At 34.2% G+C, this 19,656-nt stretch carries 16 protein-coding genes; 2 read left to right on the forward strand and 14 right to left on the reverse strand.

All coding sequences use genetic code 11. The annotated features are described in order from the left end of the window. Nucleotides 1-2 precede the first annotated feature (2 nt). From N0B16_RS10340 to N0B16_RS10380, 9 genes are all read right to left on the reverse strand, one after another. Nucleotides 3-2,882 carry a helicase-related protein gene (locus N0B16_RS10340; RefSeq protein ID WP_262990822.1) on the reverse strand — a complete coding sequence of 960 codons (2,880 nt, stop codon included), beginning with the start codon at nucleotides 2,880-2,882 and terminating at the stop codon, nucleotides 3-5. An 8-nt stretch (nucleotides 2,883-2,890) separates the two neighbouring features. Next, entirely contained in the window at nucleotides 2,891-3,094 is a 204-nt protein-coding gene (locus N0B16_RS10345; RefSeq protein WP_262990823.1) for a helix-turn-helix transcriptional regulator, read from the reverse strand. A 291-nt stretch (nucleotides 3,095-3,385) separates the two neighbouring features. Beyond that, the gene (locus N0B16_RS10350; protein WP_262990824.1) at nucleotides 3,386-5,143 is read right to left on the reverse strand and encodes an AAA family ATPase; all 1,758 of its coding nucleotides are present in this window, start codon (nucleotides 5,141-5,143) and stop codon (nucleotides 3,386-3,388) included. Then, nucleotides 5,136-5,429 carry a DUF6804 family protein gene (locus N0B16_RS10355; RefSeq protein ID WP_262990825.1) on the reverse strand — a complete coding sequence of 98 codons (294 nt, stop codon included), beginning with the start codon at nucleotides 5,427-5,429 and terminating at the stop codon, nucleotides 5,136-5,138. Before N0B16_RS10355 ends, N0B16_RS10350 begins: the two co-directional genes overlap by 8 nt. A 143-nt stretch (nucleotides 5,430-5,572) precedes the next feature. Then, entirely contained in the window at nucleotides 5,573-5,839 is a 267-nt protein-coding gene (locus N0B16_RS10360) for a hypothetical protein (RefSeq protein WP_262990827.1), read from the reverse strand. Between the two features lie 17 nt (nucleotides 5,840-5,856). Further along, a complete protein-coding gene (locus tag N0B16_RS10365; protein WP_262990828.1) occupies nucleotides 5,857-8,379 on the reverse strand; it encodes an Hsp70 family protein in 2,523 nt (840 codons plus the stop codon). A 12-nt stretch (nucleotides 8,380-8,391) separates the two neighbouring features. After that, on the reverse strand, nucleotides 8,392-9,297 hold the full coding sequence (locus tag N0B16_RS10370; RefSeq protein WP_262990830.1) for a hypothetical protein: 906 nt from the start codon (nucleotides 9,295-9,297) through the stop codon (nucleotides 8,392-8,394). Beyond that, nucleotides 9,294-11,198, reverse strand: a complete 1,905-nt coding sequence (locus N0B16_RS10375; RefSeq protein WP_262990832.1) for a hypothetical protein — start codon at nucleotides 11,196-11,198, stop codon at nucleotides 9,294-9,296. The genes N0B16_RS10370 and N0B16_RS10375 overlap by 4 nt, the downstream gene beginning before the upstream one ends. Before the next feature lie 444 nt (nucleotides 11,199-11,642). Continuing rightward, nucleotides 11,643-11,951, reverse strand: a complete 309-nt coding sequence (locus tag N0B16_RS10380; RefSeq protein ID WP_262990833.1) for a helix-turn-helix domain-containing protein — start codon at nucleotides 11,949-11,951, stop codon at nucleotides 11,643-11,645. A gap of 305 nt (nucleotides 11,952-12,256) precedes the next feature. Here N0B16_RS10380 and N0B16_RS10385 point away from each other — a divergent pair, with 305 nt between their 5' ends. Together N0B16_RS10385 and N0B16_RS10390 are read left to right on the forward strand one after the other, a co-directional pair. Then, a complete protein-coding gene (locus N0B16_RS10385) occupies nucleotides 12,257-13,072 on the forward strand; it encodes an RNA polymerase sigma factor (protein ID WP_262990835.1) in 816 nt (271 codons plus the stop codon). Between the two features lies 1 nt (nucleotide 13,073). Then, the gene (locus tag N0B16_RS10390) at nucleotides 13,074-14,168 is read left to right on the forward strand and encodes a hypothetical protein (protein WP_262991158.1); all 1,095 of its coding nucleotides are present in this window, start codon (nucleotides 13,074-13,076) and stop codon (nucleotides 14,166-14,168) included. Nucleotides 14,169-14,474: 306 nt separating this feature from the next. On the opposite strand, the gene N0B16_RS10395 is transcribed toward N0B16_RS10390, so the two are convergent. The 5 genes from N0B16_RS10395 to N0B16_RS10415 form a co-directional block, all read right to left on the reverse strand. Then, nucleotides 14,475-15,635 carry a plasmid recombination protein gene (locus tag N0B16_RS10395; RefSeq protein WP_262990836.1) on the reverse strand — a complete coding sequence of 387 codons (1,161 nt, stop codon included), beginning with the start codon at nucleotides 15,633-15,635 and terminating at the stop codon, nucleotides 14,475-14,477. 298 nt (nucleotides 15,636-15,933) lie between these two features. Further along, on the reverse strand, nucleotides 15,934-16,917 hold the full coding sequence (locus N0B16_RS10400) for a DUF8464 domain-containing protein (protein WP_262990838.1): 984 nt from the start codon (nucleotides 16,915-16,917) through the stop codon (nucleotides 15,934-15,936). Between the two features lie 217 nt (nucleotides 16,918-17,134). Beyond that, nucleotides 17,135-18,295, reverse strand: a complete 1,161-nt coding sequence (locus tag N0B16_RS10405; protein WP_262990839.1) for a VapE domain-containing protein — start codon at nucleotides 18,293-18,295, stop codon at nucleotides 17,135-17,137. 102 nt (nucleotides 18,296-18,397) lie between these two features. Next, nucleotides 18,398-18,679, reverse strand: coding sequence for an excisionase family DNA-binding protein (locus tag N0B16_RS10410; RefSeq protein WP_063968685.1), 282 nt, complete (start codon nucleotides 18,677-18,679; stop codon nucleotides 18,398-18,400). A 124-nt stretch (nucleotides 18,680-18,803) separates the two neighbouring features. After that, entirely contained in the window at nucleotides 18,804-19,604 is an 801-nt protein-coding gene (locus tag N0B16_RS10415) for a hypothetical protein (RefSeq protein ID WP_262990840.1), read from the reverse strand. Nucleotides 19,605-19,656 lie beyond the last annotated feature (52 nt).

The raw sequence follows: 19,656 nt of genomic DNA on the forward strand, positions 1-19,656 counted from the left end.
CTCTATTTATTATAAAAAACAGCCACCACTTTCAGGTAAGGATTGCCATTGAGACTGGTTAGGTCTTTAAAATACTGGCTGGAATTGTTGAGAATCGTTTCGATATCGTATTCTTTGTCCTTCATTCTTTTTTTTACAGAACCAGTGATATTTTTATCTGCAAAATCTAACTGCATTTGTTGTTGTTTGCTTGCTTGCCAGTTATTGAGTTTTTCTTGATAAACCGCCATTTTTTTCTCCATCTCATATTGCAGTTTATCTTGCTCACGAACCATGTGCAGCTGACGGGCAAAATCAATGGCATCGGGCAATATTTCCTGAATTAGTGCTATATCCGAAGTAGGAATATCTAAGGTGTATAAGTTTTCCTGCAGTTTATGTTTCGCTAAAAAATCTTCAAAAGGCAAAGGTTTTTCTTTTAATCCACCGTTGATGCCCATGGGCACCACAAAAAAATCGGAGAGAATAGATTGCCCCAAATTGTTTGCAACAGTACCTTGAATAAGAAAATACGCTGTATCAATTGGTAATTTATCTATTTTAGAAACCAAGGCTACATCTTTGTCCACAGAGGCTTCCAACTGCGTCATCAAATATCGAACAACGGGATGCAACTCATATAATATTTGAAATTTCGCCCATTCACCTTTTTTCTTTCTGGCTTCGGTAATGGCTTTTTGCACATCGTCTTTATCCAAAGAAAGCTGATAAACACCACCCATTTTATCGGGTTTTGCCTCAGCCGGAATATCATACAAAATACGATTGAGTTCTTTGGTTTGTTTTACTTCCAAAATATTGCCTTCAAACTGGGCATCATCATTTTTCAGGTAGCGGTCGGTTTTTAATTGCTCTACCAAAGCTTGATAATAAGCCTTGTCATTTTCGAAGAAAGATACATTTGCAGCGATGGGATTTAAGTGTTGCAGTTTGGGTGTTGCATCATCAAACAATGCATCAAAAAGCTCATCGCTCAGTTCTTGCGTTGCAGCGTCATTTAAAATATCGGGTTGATTTGCAGCCAAAGCTTTTGTTACCAAATCTTCTTCGGCATTAGAGTCGTACAATTTGTAAACAGATGCCGCATCTCCCAAGGATTGATACACAGTTTCTTCTTTTTCTTTCAGTTTGTTTACAATGTATAAATCATCCTTTAATCCATCCAAATCTGATTTTGCAATCATGTAATGAATATAAGGCGTCTTGGTTTGTCCATAACGGTCTATACGTCCATTTCGCTGTTCCAAAGTAATCAACGACCAGGGAATATCGTAGTTGAACATGTGATTACAGTAATAATGCAAGTTGACCCCTTGAGAACCGGCATCGGAAGTCAATAAAATGCGACAATCTGAATCTTCCTTTCCGAAATCTTCAATAATTCGCTGTTGCTCCATATCGGTAAGCGAACCGTTAAAATCTGCAATCGCTTTGTCATCCAAGTCAAAATCTTGCTGCAGTTTTCTTTTGAGGGCTTTCAAAGTTTCTATACGCTCAGCAAAAACAACGATGCGGAAATCTTTTTTTCTTCCGCTCCATTTTAGGCGAATCAATTCGTCTCTAAAAGCCGTGTACTTCCCATCTTGTCCAACTTTAATAATGATTTGTAATTTATCTTGCAAATTTTCCAGCACTTCCAGATTTTGCTCTGCAATTTCTTCTCTGTCGGTAATATCTTCTAGTTTCTTAATTCTATTTCCTACCGAACTCAAAGCTGCCTCAGGCGAAGACATATAAGATTTGAACAAGCCTATGGCAAATAATAAATCTTTTTTCTTGCCGTGTTTGGTTTTTCTGCCGAACAAATTTTCGATAACATCTTCTTGATTTAAGCCTTGTAATGCTGCAAATTTTATTTTTTGTTGAATTTCTAAGAACTCATTTTCTGCTTGCGTTAATTCTGCATGAATAGAAACAATTTTTCTTTCCTGAAAATTAGAACGAACTGCTGCGTCATCAATATCATTTTTGAAACGGCGTACATAATATGGAAGAATATCATCTTTGGTGTAATTTTGCTCATCCTTAATTGCTAAAGGCTCTATCATGTTAATCAGATTAGCGAAATTTTGCTTTTTACCATTGTGCGGCGTTGCAGAAGTAAGTACCAAAGATTCGCACTTACTGCTTAGCAATTGAGCTAAACCGCCCCGCAAAGAGCTGGAATTAGCTACAGTGTGGCATTCGTCTATCACTATTATATCCCATTTTGTTTTCTCTATATAATGCTGAAATTTAGCGTTATTTTTCAGCGTATCAATGGAAACTATTGTTTTGTCGTAATAATCAAATGGATTTTTATTGGCTGGTAATTCTGATTTAATTTTAGAAATCCCTTCAGAGTCTAACCTCACCAATGGAATGGCAAAACGATTCCAAATCTCCTGTTGAAATTGTGATAAAATAGATTTTAAAGCCAACACCATAATACGTTTTCCTTTACCACGCTTAATCATTTCTGCAAGAAAAATACCTACTTCCACTGTTTTACCCAAACCAACGCCATCAGCGATTAGAATTCTAGGTCTTGGCAATTCGAATGCTTTTAGGGTAGGTTCTAATTGATATTCCGACAAATTGAAAGCTGCTTTTTGAGCAACTGTAATTTGTTTACTGTATATGGATGAATTGCGAATTTGATTTTCTACAAATAATTTTGTTTTTCTGTAACCATAGTCTATATCAGCAACCAGTTGCGTTTTCTTTGGGTCTAAAACGCGAATTTGCGTGTCTATATTGGTGTCAAAAATATATCTTTTGCTTTTTACTAATTCTGAAATACCTTCTACTTTTAAAATCCATTTGCCGTTGTTTTCGAGGGCATCATTGATGATAAAATCTTCATCACGATTGGTAATTCTTTGTCCGGGAGTAAAGTTCATTGTCATATTTAAATTTCCTTACTTGAGTTAATTAAATCCTTTACATCTATGTCCAAAAGTTTGGCTATCTCTAAGAAAGTTTCCATTGAAGGCTGAATTTCATTCGTTACCCAACGAGAAACCGTAACATCGCTTTTGCCCAACTTTTCCGCCAACCATTTATTGGTTTTTTCTTTCTCAGCGAGGACGACTTTTAATCTGTTAATTTTCATTAGATGTTGTTTGATTAACATTTGGTGTTAAATTTAAACAAAAAAATATCTTAATTATACCAGAAATACTTTTAAAACATTGTTTTCTCCAAGATAAAGTTCTTTCAAACTTTATCTTGGGAGATTTAATTAGTGATTTTTCAGCACGAATTAAGTTTTCACATAATTCATGTTCTTCAAGATTAAAAATCATCGCTCCAGTTTTTCTGAAATTCTCTAGTTTAAAGTTGATTTAAGATGAATTTTTTGCTTTTTTTAATAGTATTTAATTTTTTTTGCTTTAATGAAATATTACGACCTAAATCCTATTCTTGGTAAGTCATCAATATCTCTTTGTTCCCCTTCCATTTTAGCCTTAATTACTAAATAATTATTCAATTCCTGCAAAGAAACTGATGGTTTATTATTTTTTATAGTGTCCAAAACTATCGCTTGCGTAATTCTTACATTATCTTTCAATGCTTTTCGTGAAGCTTCGTCACTCAAAAATTTAATGTCGCTTGAAACATAGTTTTCGGTTGCTTTGGCTAATTCTTCGTAATTCAAACCGATTTCTGTCGGACGTTTTTTTAAATACAATTCAAACATCAATTTTCGAGCATCAAAGTCAGGCGGTGGCAAATAAATATGCTTATCTAATCTTCCAGAACGCAAAATTGCAGGGTCAATAGCATTGGGTCTGTTCGTTGCACCAACAATAAAAATTCCGTCTTCTCCAGAGTTATTCATCTGTGCTAAAAATTCATTAACTGCACTAGTATTCATATGACTAATATTGGAAGTGTCTCTGCTCGGAACAAGTGCATCTAATTCGTCGATGAAAATTATACTTGGTGCATTTTCTCTTGCTTCATCAAACAAATTTTTGATATTTTCCTGTGAAGCATTCACCCACTTACTTTGAATATCTGACGGTTTGATTTGGTAAAAATTGAAACCAATTTCTTCCGCCATTTTCTCTGCAAAAAATGTCTTCCCGCAACCTGGCGGACCATACAACAGCATTCCATTTGGAATTGTTAAACCATATTCTGCATACCGTTCTTTTTGATTTAAAGCATCGATAACATCTAACTTAATGGTGTTTTTTAATTCTTGCATTCCTGCAATGGCTGAAAAACCTTTTCCTTTTTTATTTTCTTTGGATTGAATTTTGGCAACCTTTTCTTCTGGAATTGAAAGTTCAACTTCTAATTCTCCGTTCAATGTTTGGATAAATTCTTTTACAGATTTAAAACGGTTTTCTGCTTTTGGCTGTAATGCTTTTCGGATGATGTTTTGTGTTTGCTCGTCTATCTTATCAGAAAACTTTAAAGGTTTTTTTCTTTCGTCTAAAATGACATCTTCTAATTGTATTTTATCGGATTTGTATTTTGAAATTTCAATAAAATAAGGTGGTAAACCTGTCAGTAAATGATAATACAATGCACCAACAGAATAAATATCGCTTTGGAATGAAAAGACTTTATTAAAAGTTTCGTTTGCTGTGTAGAATAAATTTAAACCGTCTTTCAGAAAATCTTTGTTGGATTGTTTTAAAAAACGAGCATATCCAAAATCTATAATTTTTGGAATGGTAACTTTGCCTGATAAATCTAACATTACATTTTGGTTGGTAATGTCGTTGTGAATGATTTGTTTGTTGTGTAGATAATTCAAACCATTTAAAACACTCAAAACAATACTTTTTGCTTCATATAAATCCAACGTGTTTTCACGTTTCATTTTATCCGCTAAAGTCTCGCCACTTATAAAATCCAACAACACATAAGCCAATTTTTGGTTGTCAATTACTATATTTCCATTATCGGTGTACTTTACCAAATTTGAATGCTTAATTTGTTTTAGCATTTCGATTTCCAAAATTTCACCACTTTCTGTAAACTGTGTACGATGCAGTTTTGCGAAGTCAAAAAGTTTCAGAAGTTTGGTTTGTTTCGCTGCATTTTGTACACGATATGTTTCGGCATAGTTTCCTTTTTTCAGAAAGAAGCTAACCGAATATTTGTCGTCAACGATTTGACCTTTTGTTAGTATGGATTTACTCATATTTTCCTTTTTTCAATAAACTCAGCAACAAACCAATTCCCACAATCACATCAACAATATTCCATAGTTCTCTACCCAAAGCAATTTTGAAAAATGGTTGAAAAAGCAATGCTAATGCACCACAGATAAACATTTCATTTTGCCTACATTGTTGATTAGCTTGATAAGCCAACACGCCAAAACCAATTAACGCTATAAAACGCACCAGTTGATAATAACCATAAGGCACATCCAGAAGGCACCCAAACATTAAAACAGCTAAGCCAATTTTTATGATTTTTTCCACTATCTCTAATTTTGGTCAAATTCCGTTTTAGAAATTTGTTTTCCCCCTGTTACTTGTGGTATTGCAGACTCTGTGATGCTAAAAGTTAAAGTCATTACAGAATAGCCTGTTTCATCATTTGTGACAGCGAATGATTTTCCTTTTTAAAAAACCGGATTTCTTCCTTTTAGCACACCTTTCGTTTTGGTAAAGTATTGACCACTTTCGGAGAAGTATATAGTGTCGGCTCCATAAGAACTAATAGTAACTACTTTATGTAGTTTCCCTTTTCCTGCGCCTTTCATTACTTTGACCGTCATAGTACGTTGTGAATTATTTTCAATCGTCAGGCTGGCTTGTTGTCCACTTATTTCTGTAGTCACTAGAAACATAAAACTGACTGATAGAATTATTTTTAATATGAATTTCATAATTTTTAGTTTATTTTTTATCCTACCAAAACAGAATCATCTCCACTTGGTTTTTCATCGTTTGGCAATAAATTGATTAAGTCAATAACTATAGGGTGTAAATCCTTTGTAGTTGGATTTTCCCCGATTTGTTGCAAACCTTCATTTAGCAATTGTCTTGCTCTGTTGCTGTCTTTCCAATGGTAAGAACCAAAATTTTGATTGTGTTGTCTAATGAAATTAATAAGTTGATAAACCAAAGTAAGCTGTACAAACAAAGAACTTATTTCAGAAAATAAATGTTTACCAATTTTAATATCCTGCGTTTTCAAAACCTCTTCTAACTGGTTTTTCAATTGATTTACGACTTGTGTTGAGTCTTCATTTCCAAAGTCTTTATTGGCTTTCTCTAATCTATAAAATTCATCTTTTAATTCTTCTTCTAATTTTGGCCATTCTGTAGTTTCACTTAATTCATCAATAGTTTTAAGCGTTTTTCTAAGGTTCGTAAGAACTTCTTGTTTGCTGTCAACATCGTTTTTGTTGTTTTCAAACTTCTTTTCTAAGTCAGCAATTTCAGTTTCAGCTTTTTGAACTTTGTCAGTGCTGACACCTTCGTCTTTTAATTCTTCGATGCTTCCTTTTGCTTTACGGATTTCGTTGGATAGCCAGCTTGTACTAATTGTTGAGATTGTTCTTTCAACATTAGCTTCATAAGAAAAATCTAAGTATGGAAAATACACTGTAACCGTAATTTGTTCTGATCTATCTACATTTACAGTCAAATCTACATCGCTATTTTGGGGAAGCAATGCAGGTAATTCTGCTCCGCTTATGATGATGTCAGTAACGTGATTATTATGAATAGCTCTTGTTCCTTCTGCTTCGTGTTCTCCTTCGTAAATTGGGATTTTAATAAAATCAGATTCCATTCCTGGACGGATTTGTTTCTGAGTTCTTAATCCATTTCTTGTCCCAACCGCTGGAATCGACTTGTTTTTCTCCAGATTTTTTAAAGTTTCAAAAACAATTTTACCAGATTCTCTTTTCTTAATTTCAATTCCAAAATTATAAGCTAGTGTTGCGCTACCAATTTTAGAACCTTGAATTACGGTAAATTCTTTGGGTTCACTTTCTAAAACATTTCCTTTATCATCAAATAAGATAATTTCAAAACTATTGGTTTTGCCCTCTATTAATTGGGTTTCAATTACTTCTCCAATTTCATTGATTTCAACTTTTCCACTTGACCAAGCTTTATCGCTTCTGGTTATTTCTGCAAGCACTTTTTCGGGAATTGTTCCTTCGGTTTTATCGGTTAGAATTTTTAATGTAACGAATTCCTCCAATTCCACGGTTGATGCTTCGTGACCGATTTCGATTTGAATTTTCGATTTATCTCTCGTTTGTTCTTTTATTTGATCTGAAATTTCAACAGTTGAAGCGTATAAAGCTGCACCTTTAGATACAACCGTCATTGGGTCAACACTTGTGTCGGGCTTACAGATTTGCTGCTCGAGCATTTTTCTGACAACTGGCGAGAATGTTGGTCCTCCAACTAAAATTAGTGAATCCAAAGACGAACCTTTTAAATTTTTACGTTCTAAAAGTTTTTTACAAATATCAATGGCTTTCTGGAAAATTGGACCTAAAGCTCTTTCCATATCACTTTGGGTAACCGTAATATCTAATTCAAACTCTTCTCCATTATCATCTTCTCCTTTAATAACTCCTAAATCAGATAATATATTTGCTTCATCTTTAAAAGACATTTCAATTTTAGCAGTTTCAGCAAACAACTTCATTGCATCACGCAAAATTTGTTTTTTGTTGTCATCTGCTAATATGGAATTTATCTCATAATTTTCTTTGATATAAGGCAGGATGATTTCATCCACAATTGCTAAATCCAGATTTTTCCCGCCAAGATAATTATCTCCCTCTGTATCAACTACGTTCATAATGCCATCTTCTACTTTGAGGATAGCGGCATCAAAAGTTCCGCCACCAAAATCGAAAACCAACCAAAAGCCGTCTTTCTTTTTGCTGTCTAAACCATAAGCCATTGCAGCAGCAACTGGTTCTTGCAACAATTCTATATGGTTAAAACCAGCCAACTTCGCAGCTTCTCTGGTAGCTTCTTTTTGATTATTACCAAATGCAGCAGGAACAGTAATGACAACGGCATTTACATTTTCATCTTTAATAAAAGACTTTAAGGTTTTTAAAACTTCGGCAGATAGTTCTTCTGAATTAAACTCTTTTCCTAAATTGGAAGTGATGTATTTTTTATCTGTTCCCATTGTTCTTTTGAACTCTATGAAAGAATTGTCGCCTTCTCTTGACCAACTTTGCATCGCAAAAAGTTTCTCTCGTCCCAATGCGTTGTAAGCACTATCTCCGACTTGAATTGCCTTTTTCTTGTTTATATAAACACAAGATGGAATAGTATCTTTTAATGTATCGGTTTTTTTAATGGTAGCTTCTCCATTTTCTATTCTGGAAATAGCCGAATTTGTTGTACCTAAGTCGATACCATAATCTATTTTAGTCCTTGTCATAGTTTTAATTTTTTATTCTCCAACACTTACTTCAATTTGTGCAGATTGAATCATTTCGTTTTTAAAATTCACTTGAGGTTTGATAATTCTTGTAATAATCTGTTTTCCTGTTTCCAAATCCTCACTAGGGATGAAATTGGCGATAACTTTCATTCCTTCATTATATTCTTTGCCTAACATTTCAACCAGTTCATAACCATTAGATGCAAAGTTGTCTTGAATACGTTTTACCGATCCCGAAAGTTGTTTCAAGCCTTTTGTATTTGCGTCCATCTGTTGCAGGTTTTTATGAATACGTACAATTTCATCAGCCACTTTCAAAGCCAAAGAATGGTCAATTTCAATAGTTGAATTTGCAGAAACCATTTGTTTTTCTTCTTGTTTCAATTTCAATTGAGTGTCCAAAACTTCAACTAATTTGCTGTCTAATTTAATGCTTTCCTCTTCCAAAGATTTTTTGGTGTTTTTTATCTGAGTTTCCACATCAATTTTGCTGGTTGCAATACGTTTGCCCAATAACCAGTATAAAATCCCACCTAAAATCAAAGTTGCTAAAGATGCAATAATCCAATACAAACGGTTTGTATTTACGTCTTTGTCCAACTTAGAGATACTGTCTTTTGCAGTAGTTTCTGTTTTTTGGATTTTCGTACCTAAATCATTAGCAATTTTCTGAATATTTTCAATATTTTGACTTGTTTCTGCCTTAAGACTATCGATTTGTTTGTCCTGATTTTCGGTCTTTAGAGAAAGTTTTGCAAGTTCAGTTTTTTGCTTACTAATAACTGATTGCTGTTTATTAACTTTTTGTTTTAATGCTACAAGTTCCTGCTGTTGCTTTTGCATTTCTGTGTTTTGTTTTTGTGCAAAAATTGTTGTTGCACAAAGAAGAATGGTTAAGAGTATTAGTTTTTTCATTTATTCATTAAAGTTTGGTTAGCTATTTTGATTTTGTCTTGAACGGTTTTGACCTCTCTCTGTTTAGTTTCAGAAGACCTAAACCATTGAAATTTTTCAACTTCTCTTAATTGGTCTTGCAATACTTCGATTTTTCTTTTCAATTCAACCTTCTTATTTGGTGACCAATCGACTTTAAACGTTTTTGTGAATATTTTGTAATGCTCTACATAGATTTCAATTTTGTGTTCACCGACCATATATGTGCATTTGTTTGCGTTTCCATATCCTCCTAAATCAATTGATTTGCTTTCTGGTGTAATGATTATCTCATTCAGGCTAGTATATCCCTTTGGTGAAGTAGAGCTATTACTATATTTGTTTTCTGGATTTACATATTTTTTATGAATTGTAACTTTTTGTGATCCTGTCGAACGAATATTTAATTTTAACCCTACATACCTAATATCTTCTACAAAAAATGTTTTTGTAAGAGGTTTTAAGTTTGCATCAGTATTTATTATTTCCGCAGATAGAACTTCGAAATAGATTTTTGGAGAAATATTTTTATAATTCTGGATAATTTGTAATATTTGATTATTTAGTAATGATTTTTCTTTTATCCAATCTAGCAATGTCCAAAATTCTTCTTTTAATTTAGTTTTATCACTATCTTTAATTTTCTTTAAATTTGCTTGTGACAATATATCAACTAGTAATTCATTTACATTTATCCAATTAATTGAAGTTTTTATATTATCTTCTACTGCACTCCAATTAATTGATCGGTGACCCATTCTTATCATAATGTCTGTTTCTTTCATTCGTATCACCTCTTGTCTGATATTCCTTTCATTTTCTTCATAGGCAGATTTAATAGAATTTAATACATCTATCGCTTGCGAAAGCTCTTTATCTTTCATCCCTTCAATTGTCTTAATATCTTCTCTGACCTTAGATTTTGTGGCTTCGCTAACAGCTATGCTTTCTGCCCATTTTGATATTTTTAAAGAATCTTCAAGGTAATTGTTACTTTTTTTTAATGCTTGGCTTTCGTTGAAATAGTCGACTGAGCATTGCAGTAATTCCTTAGCTATGTTATCAGCCAAGATTTTATATTGCAGATTGGTATTTCCTAAAATAGATTTTATGAGCGTTAAATCATTTTTCGTATTGTCATATAATTCCCTTCCAAAACGGAAACTGTCAATTTTGTTCTTGCTACGTTTGTTTTTCGTTTGTTCAATACGATTTTCAATTTTGTGAATAGGTTCTTCCGTAAATTTTTTGGAAAGATAACTTTGGGTAGATCCATTGCAATTGCTGAAAAATTCTATTATTTCGGCAGTTGAATACTGGTTATCGAATTGGGACAGAAACTCATCAATGAAAATTTCAATTTGTTTGTTTCTATCAATAGAAACCGTTTCATCGGCAACCGTATGCACAAAATCTTTAAAACTTTCCGATTCTATCAGTTTGATTTTGGCTATAAGTCCTTGTTTAATTTTTAATTTGGAATTTTCCAACAAATTGAGCGTTCCAATGTTATTAAACGCTGAAAAATTTTTGGATGTAATCTCTTTTTCGTCTGTCAATTTGCCCCAAATCTCAATAGCCTTTTCTTTATTTCCTTTAATTAGATGTTGGATTGCAGTATTGTCAATAGGGTTCAAATTTATAAACCAAAATAAAGAATGGACAACTTTGTTCTGATTTTGTTCTATATCAGAAAAAGCTTGGTCAATTATGCTATTTGTTCTGTTAAGCGACTTGAAAAAAGGAAAATCATATTCGGAAGTTATTTCTTTACCAACTTTTGCGTAAGCGGTGACTTTACTTTTTCTGCTCTGTATTTCTCTTGCTGAAGCGTTTGAGAGTATTCCAGTAATTCTGTAAGGATTACTTAGTATTGATTTCATCTATAATATTTACGGTTTACAAGTTAAATTAGTTTTTTTAATCATTTTTACGGTTTTCCGTAATGTTCTTTAATATAATTTGTCGAAGAGCTGGAACCAAAAACAAATATGTTGCAAAGGGTGAAATATCTGTACATTGAAACGATAAGCTTAACGTTTCCAAATTCATTTTTGTTTGTTAAAGTAATTTTTATTTTACTTAATCTCTAATATTAGTAGAGCAAGCCTCAAGGAAACATCATTTTCAATATAATCTTATGATTTTTACTAAATAACAAAAAATATCGACAAAAGTCGATATTTTTATAATATAAAAGTCTACAAAATTGTTATTAAATAATTTTCATAGCCAATCAAATCTTTATATTGTTTCAACAAAAATTCTATATGTACATCCAATCAATTTACTAAAATTTAGGCTTTTTTCATAAAAATATGTTTTCGTTAGGATTTTCTCTTATTTTGATTTTTAAATTTTTCTTCGAGAAGTTTTGTCTCGTTTATCATTGGATCAAGTTGAGACTGACTTATTTTAGAAAACACGAGAAGTAAATCAATTTCTAAAAAATTACAGATAGCAATAATAATCTCAATCGTTGTATTGGTTTTTCCTCTTTCTATTCTACCAATGTAATCTTTAGAAAGATCTATCTCGGTTGCTACTTGAAATTGTGATAGTCCTTTTCTTAACCGGTATAATTTAAAAATTATTCCGATTTGATTTTTTATTTCTTCAGACTTCCATTTATACATTTAGTAAATTTTATAAATAATTATGTTTTTCATAGAGACTTATAGTGCGCTTTGAATATTTTTTTTATATTTGTAATACAATTTACAGTAGTGTAACATTGTGATAGTTCAAAGAAATATAGAAGCTATTGCTTAGATTCTCGATTAGAAGATTTGCACTTTTAAAAGGCAAAGAGTCAATAATACGAGTTCCAACCCTTTTCTTATGGATTGTTGGTAGGGAGTTAACGTTATAAATGATACAAAGAATTCACCTTATTGATTTAAGCAATCCTTCCAGCAAAAATTTGCTAAAAAAACTGCTTATGAAAAGAACAGACTCTTTGCCACGAAAGTTGAGCAATCTGCAATTGTACGAACTGCTGAAAAAAGGTAATCCGACCGCTCTCGAAAATATTCATCTTCGCCACAAAAGACTTCTTTTCTGGGTTGGATGGCAGGTGCTGAAGGATGATTTTGTAGTGGACACCATTGTTCAGGATACCTTCCTTAAATTGTGGCTTCACCGCGACACCATTGAATCGCCTGATCATATTACCGGCTTTTTACGCTTTGTTATGAAAAGGGATTGTATCGCGTATGTGACTGCCCCAAGAAATAAATTCACCCGCCTGATGGCTTCTCTCGACAGTTTTGAGAATTATCAGGAATATCTTGCAGGTTACGACCCATTGAAAGATAAAGAGTATTTACATAGCCAGGAATCCGACCAAAACAAATTCGATGAAGTTAAAAAGGTGTTACCCGTTCTGAATCCCAAAAGGAAACACCTGATAGAACTTTGCCTGGAATATGGTTTCCAATACAAACCCATTGCAGAAGCTATGGGAAGCAGCGTGACAGGCATCAGCACGGAGGTGAGCAAAGCCATAGATGAGCTTCGGAAGATACTTAAAGTCACCTCTTTTGAGCAGCCGGAGGAAAAGGTCTTTGATAAACAAGAGCAGTCAGAAAAACTCAGCAGTCAGCAGCTCGAAATTATCAAAAGACGGTTTGAACAGAAATCCTCTTTTGCGGCGATTGCAAAGGAACTGCAACTACCGGAAAAAGAAGTCCATCGGGAATTTCTGTACGCCTATCAGCTTCTGCAAAATCAAAACCGACATGAAACATCCTTTTGATATGGAAAAATCCACGATAACCCTCACCCGGAAAATTCAGCTGGTGATTGATGTTCCAGCCGATAATAAAAGCCAAATGTGGGAAAAACTCTACCGATATCAGAACCGCTGTTTCCGGGCGGCTAATCTGATTGTTTCCCATCTGTATGTACATGAAATGATCAAGGATTTCTTTTACCTCACCGAAGACATCCAATACAAGCTGGCTGATGCAAGCAAAGACGAAATGGGCATCTTCGACCGTTCAAAAACAAACACTACGTCGCGCCTGGTCTTTGACCGTTTCAAAGGAGAAATCCCCACCGACATTCTGGGATGCCTTAACAATACAATTCAATCCACCTTTTCTAAAAACAAAGCAGACTATTGGCAGGGATCACAATCACTGAGGAACTTTAAAAAAGACATTCCTATTCCGCTTCCGGTGAAATGCATAAGCAAAATGAAGTATGACCCTGACAAGAAAGCGTTTAGTTTCAATATGTTTGCGATTCCTGTCAAAACCTATTTAGGAAGAGATTTCTCTGATAAACATTTTGTCCTGGAACGGCTGTTAAGAGAAGAGATCAAGCTGTGCAACTCACAGGTCCAGCTTAAAAACGGTAAAATCTTTTGGCTGGCCGTCTTTGAATTTGAAAAGGAAGACCACCGTTTAAAACCCGAAATCATTGCAGAAGCTTCTTTGTCTCTGGAACATCCAATCGTTGTAAAAGCCAACAATGTGCGATTGAATATTGGTTCGAAAGAGGAATTCCTCTACCGCAGGCTGGCAATTCAGGCCAGTAATAAAAGGATTCGAGCCGGAGTAGTTTACTCCCGTTCAGGACATGGAACCAAACGGAAACAGAAGGCACTGCAGAAAACAGAGAATCTGGAAAACCGTTTTGTCAGTCACCATCTTCATCTGTACAGCCGTCAGCTGATTGATTTCTGCATCCGGCAGCAGGCGGGCACCCTGATTCTTAAAGATCAGGAAGACAAAATAGGGATTGCAAAAGAACAGGAGTTTGTACTTCGCAACTGGAGCTATTATGAACTGCAGACCAAAATAAAATACAAAGCAGAAAAGGCCGGTATCGAATTGATCATCGGATAGTTAAAAAATTGAGGGTGCTTGTTAACCCGTAGGGTGAGGTTTTGAACACTCACTAAATACTGGAAACTGAATAATTTTCCGGTGTATACAACGGCGTGGGTTTCTTTTTTTTCAAAAACAAAGAAAGCATAACCTAAAAAGCAAATTGCAATAGGAGAATCCTACATCATCAAAGGTGTCATCAATCAATCTAGCGAAATGGCTTGCTTGATTGGTAGCTTCCTTGCTTTCTTGAAATCTTGCTTGCTTGAAATCTTGCTTGCTTGCCATCAATCAAAAGAGATTCCCTGCAATACATCGCGGTTATTAGAGTCTTTTTCTCTTTCTTTTATTTTGAATTGGAATATCCTCAACCTCATAATTTGTATTATTATTACCGAATTGCAACAGAGAGAAAAGCTGATTTGCAGTCTCATTATCTTTAAAAATCTCATTGAAGGCTGAAAATGGAACCGTATTTTCCTGTGAAATTTTCTGTGCTATTTTTTCCATTTCCGATATGAGCTTTTGCTTATCTGTTCTATCCAGGTGTGGATTTCTAAATCTTGAAAATTTGATTTCCCTCTCAACAATATTAATAACAGAATCCAGATATTTTTTCTTTTCAGAAGCAAAAACGGTCGGGTTGGACAATAGAACAGCGTTTTTGTTTTTGGATAGATGCACCTGCTTTTTTAAATCATCAACCTTTGTATTGAGCTCAGTAATTTGTTTTGACTTAGATTCCAACTCACTTTCATTTTTTAGAATTGTGCTTTTGTAAGTTCGAAATGCTTTTTCATAATTCTCAATGGTCTTGTCAGTCTTAATTTTTTTAAAACCTAAAAAATCATTTTCCTTTACAACCAGCTCCTCCGATTTCTTCGAACCCATTTCAGACTTCATCAAATCATACCTTTCTTCCAAAACTTTCAGATCCTCTTCTTTCTGCTGGATCTTATACTCAATCGCTTCCAATCTTCCTTTGGAACCAGAAATCCCTCTTTCCATATTCAGGCATTCCGCTGTCAGATCCTGCATTTTTGAATAATGGAAGGACTGGTGTTTGAGTGTTTTACCAGTATTCAGATCCTGCCAATCAGCTACCAAATGAGCGTGGTGATTTGGTTTCCATTCTTTCGTGTCTTTATCTGTATGACCTTCGTCTTTGTGAATGGCGATCTGAAATACACGGATGCTCAATTCTTCTTCCAGTCTCTTGGCTAAGTTTTGAAGTTCCAGCATCGTTGTATCTTCTTTGATAACAACGACCGCTTCCCGAACAGGCATTGCATTCTTCTGTAATTTCCTTCCGGATTTTTCTTTGCAATACGCTTCGATCTTTTGGATCCTGTCAGTTATTTTCTGTTCCATCCAGTATTCATTCTTTGGTGTAAGATCTTTCCGGATGTAATCAAAAGTTTTCTTCCTGAAATTATGGGTTTCAGAATCGGATTTAACAGCTTTGAAATTAATAGAGGTCTTCATTCCTTTTACATCTTTAAAGTCTTACACTTTTATTGTATTATGCATTTAAATTTTTGCTGAAGAGTGCTGTAGTTATATTACTCAGCATTAATTTTTACCTGTGTTTATTTTACACACCTTCGATAAAAATAGCCCTGGTGTTTTTTACACAGGTTCAAGAAGCTAACCTGATATTATTTTACTCAGGTTAAAAGCCTCGCAGAGCGTATTAGAAACTTTGTTGGGAGGCACGACCTTCAAAGTTGCGAATGCGCTCCTAACTTCTGCGGGTAGTTGGTAAAAAACACAGCACGTTTGATCAGCGTTTCCTTTTAAAACCATTTGATTTTTTTATTTCCGGTTCCTGATCTGTTACTTGTTGTTTTTTCTGTTCTGGAAATTTCTCAGATTGTTTTCCTGTCTTAATTGATACGTCATTTTTAATTCTGTGTATCAAAAATTCGTTGAGATCTTTATGATTGGAATAAACTTCGGAATGATCTTTTGCCTCTGGAAAGAATTTTGTGATCTCATACCTGCATTTAATACCTGCATTATCGTTGTCCAGAAAAAGATGGATATCGGGATAGTTTTTCAGATGCTCTATAGATTTATTTAAAAGAGCAATGGAATTCATCACAAGGATATCTCCAGCAAAAGACTTTTGCAATTCTATAAAAGACAGTGCATCTATAAACCCTTCAAAAACGGCTACACCTTTGACGTCTCTATCTTGAATATTTGATTTATTTTGACCATTGATGCTGAGATCTATTATTGAAACATCCTTTTTCAATAGTGAACCTTTGTAAAAAGCATTACGCAATTCAAAACCGCCAGATAAGTTCTCAAAACCAATGGCATAGAGTTTCTTGCTTCCGATGGTAAATCGTACTTCTTTTATATGATCATAAACTTTAGGACTTAATCCACGTCCCTGCAAATAGTATTTCAGGTTAGGATTCTGGAGATCGAGTATCTCATCGATTCTGTAATTTGGTTCTGACTTCTTTACCTGTGGTTGCTGATGAAAAGAAGAAAAATTCTGCTTCTCTGCCCATATCAAAACTTCATTGACCGAGGTATTTAAATACTTCTTCATAAAGTCGGTATTGTTCCCACCGACACCTTCTGAATGAAGATACCAGGCATTAATTCTTTTATCCAATTTGAAAGAGGCTTGGGATTCGCTGGCAAAGGGGTTGAGATACCAAGCTTCTTTTTCATTTTGTTTCGTGGGAAGGTGTCCGAGAGAAAGGAGGACTTCTTCCAACGATATGCTGTTGAATTGTTTGCAGTTCATTTTTGTTATGTTTTTAATTAAAATACTTACCTAGTTACCGATCTGTTGATCATCAAATAAATAATCCTCATTTTGCGACTACCTGGATCTACCTACTTACACAATTTTCTAATAGAGGTAACTTAGGTAGGTTTGGATTTATCTACTTACCTAATTAAAACATTCACGTTGTGTCACTTAAAGCTCTCAGGTAGGTTGGTAGAATAATTCTGTCTAATTATTTTATGGTCTTCAATCGAATGAGATAACCGTAGATCTGTCTTTGGGGATGTTTAACCCTTGGAAATTTGAAAGAGGATAAAGCTCTCCCGATCTTTAAATGATTCAACCGGACACCGTGAGCATTCAGATCGATCATCACTTCTGTCGCAGTCATAAATTCTTCCAGATTATCGGAGGGTTCGTAGAACTTGTTCACGATCTCCTGTTCCAAGGTCATTTGCGTAAATCTTTCATTGCGTTTTTCATTCTCCAGAATATCTGTAACAGACAGTTCCGGATTATAATTTTTCCTTTTAAAAGCGTTGTAGTAGGCCTGCGCCCAAACCTTATCAATAATGATCTCTGACGAATAATTAAAGTTGATCTTCTCGATCACTTCGAAAATGATCCACCTTACACTTCCCGAGTCATCGGTTAAAAAATCTGTTTTATTGGTAGAACCCACAAAGCTGCAGATCCGCTCCAGGTATTCTGATTTCCTTGCGTAAGGCAATCTCTCGTTAATATGCGTTTTGGAGATGTAGGCCTTCAATGAATTAATATCTGCTTTAGCCAGAACTGACAATTCATCCAGATTGATGATCAGATTCTTGCACAGTTTGATCCTGCTGTCCTTGTCAAGACCTATGTCTTCTGAAATATAATTCATCAGTTTTTCAGGAATAAAAAATCTTAAAAATGTGGATTTCCCGCTATTCTGGATGGCATTCGCAAGAACCAGACAATGTTTGTTTATCTTTTCTTTTTCCAAAGCACATAATACCGCTCTGGTAAACCATTTTTCGGTATGGTAGAAAAATGAAGCGTCATCATTGGTTTTCACATAAGAACAAAGCTTCCTGATATGATCTTCACCATCCCAATCTTGCAGACTTTTAAAATATTCTGAAATGGGATCATATTTTTCTATCAAGTGACTTCTGACCAGGATCTCCAATTTATTGATCGGGATATCAACTCCTGACTGAATAAGTTCTATAAATAATGAGTTCAAATTTAGATCTGACCATTTTTTATTTGACCTCAATTTGATCTCAAACTCCAGAGATATGGTATTAAATCGAATTGAATATTTAGAATTGAGATAATTCAATGCCCGGTCAAAGATGGTTTTAGTTTCTGTACCGGTCTGATACAGCGTTTTATTCTCTTCCATAAACATTTGGGATTGTGGAAACGGAACAAATAATTTTTATATCTGAACTCTACTTCCAGGTAAAACAAACATCTAAAACCTAACTGCTGCCACAGTCAGGTTTTATTTTTTGCGTAAAGAAAATTCTATGGCTTCCTGTTGAATTTCATCATTTGATTTATGGCTGTTTTTCAACAACCATTCATCAATTTTTGTTCGTTCAAAGAATAGAACTTTCCCATTAGGTTTAGAAAAAGGAAGACTGTTGGTATGAACTAATTTATAGATATAGGATTTTTTAAATCCTGTATAATCTGAAAGTTCTTCAACATTAAGAATTGATTTGAGACCGACAATATGCTTTTCAATTCGGTTCAGCTTGTGAAGGATAATTTCGTTTTCCATTGCTTTACTATTTTAAAATTTGTGTGGCAAAGGAAAACAAATGACAATGTCATTAAAATACTCGGATAGTCAAAACACCTTTTAATAAAGGGTTTTACAGTATAGAATTTGAATATGATCGATTTTATAAAATGAAATTGGTGTATGCACTGTTTAAACTGCCATACGGAATTTGAGAAATTTCTCCTTTTTCATACTTTACGAAGTTTGCTATAATGAAATTCATCAGGCTTTTTCTCTTCGCTCTCTCGAATTTGATGTCGCCTCCTTCCAGAATTGAATGCAACAAGGAAAATAATTCAGTGTAGGTAATTACATTTTTACCAGATGTCCCGACCCATCTAATTTTATTCTCAACTTCTTTTCCTTTCAATAGATCTTCAAGATCACCCAATGAACTCTCCTCAATATTTTTAGTATTTGATCTGATGACCTCTTCAATTTCGGATAAAGTCATTTTTCGGATCGAAATACTTTGATTGACAAAATTCTTGATCTCCGGCAGAAGCGCAGATTCAAATTTTTTGGTCCAAATCAATCTTCCAAGCATAACAGCACCAACCACTAAATAGAACAGGATGGAAAGACGATAGAAGAACAGTACATATTGATTGGAAATCGTTATATCTTTCAGCATCATCAGTAAAATACCAAAATAAATAATGTAGATGAAAATTCTCGGCCTTTCGATCCGCGCGTTCCACCAATCACGATCTAAACAGAAAAAATAATAAAGGATCCATTTTACATTTACTCTACAAAATGGATAGAGAATAAAAATGATCGAAATAAGGAAGATGCTTTTTAATAAATAAACCCTGAAATTTTCAGGAATTAAATAAACGCCCAACAAAATTATTACTGAGATAATAAATGCCAGCAGAATTAATAGGGATGGTCTACTTTCTATATTCTTTTTCATCATAATTCAATATCTAATGACACAAAAAAATAGTTTATTAAGGGACGTATACAGC

This window comes from Chryseobacterium gilvum, assembly GCF_025628965.1.
Classification (GTDB): Bacteria; Bacteroidota; Bacteroidia; order Flavobacteriales; family Weeksellaceae; genus Chryseobacterium; species Chryseobacterium gilvum.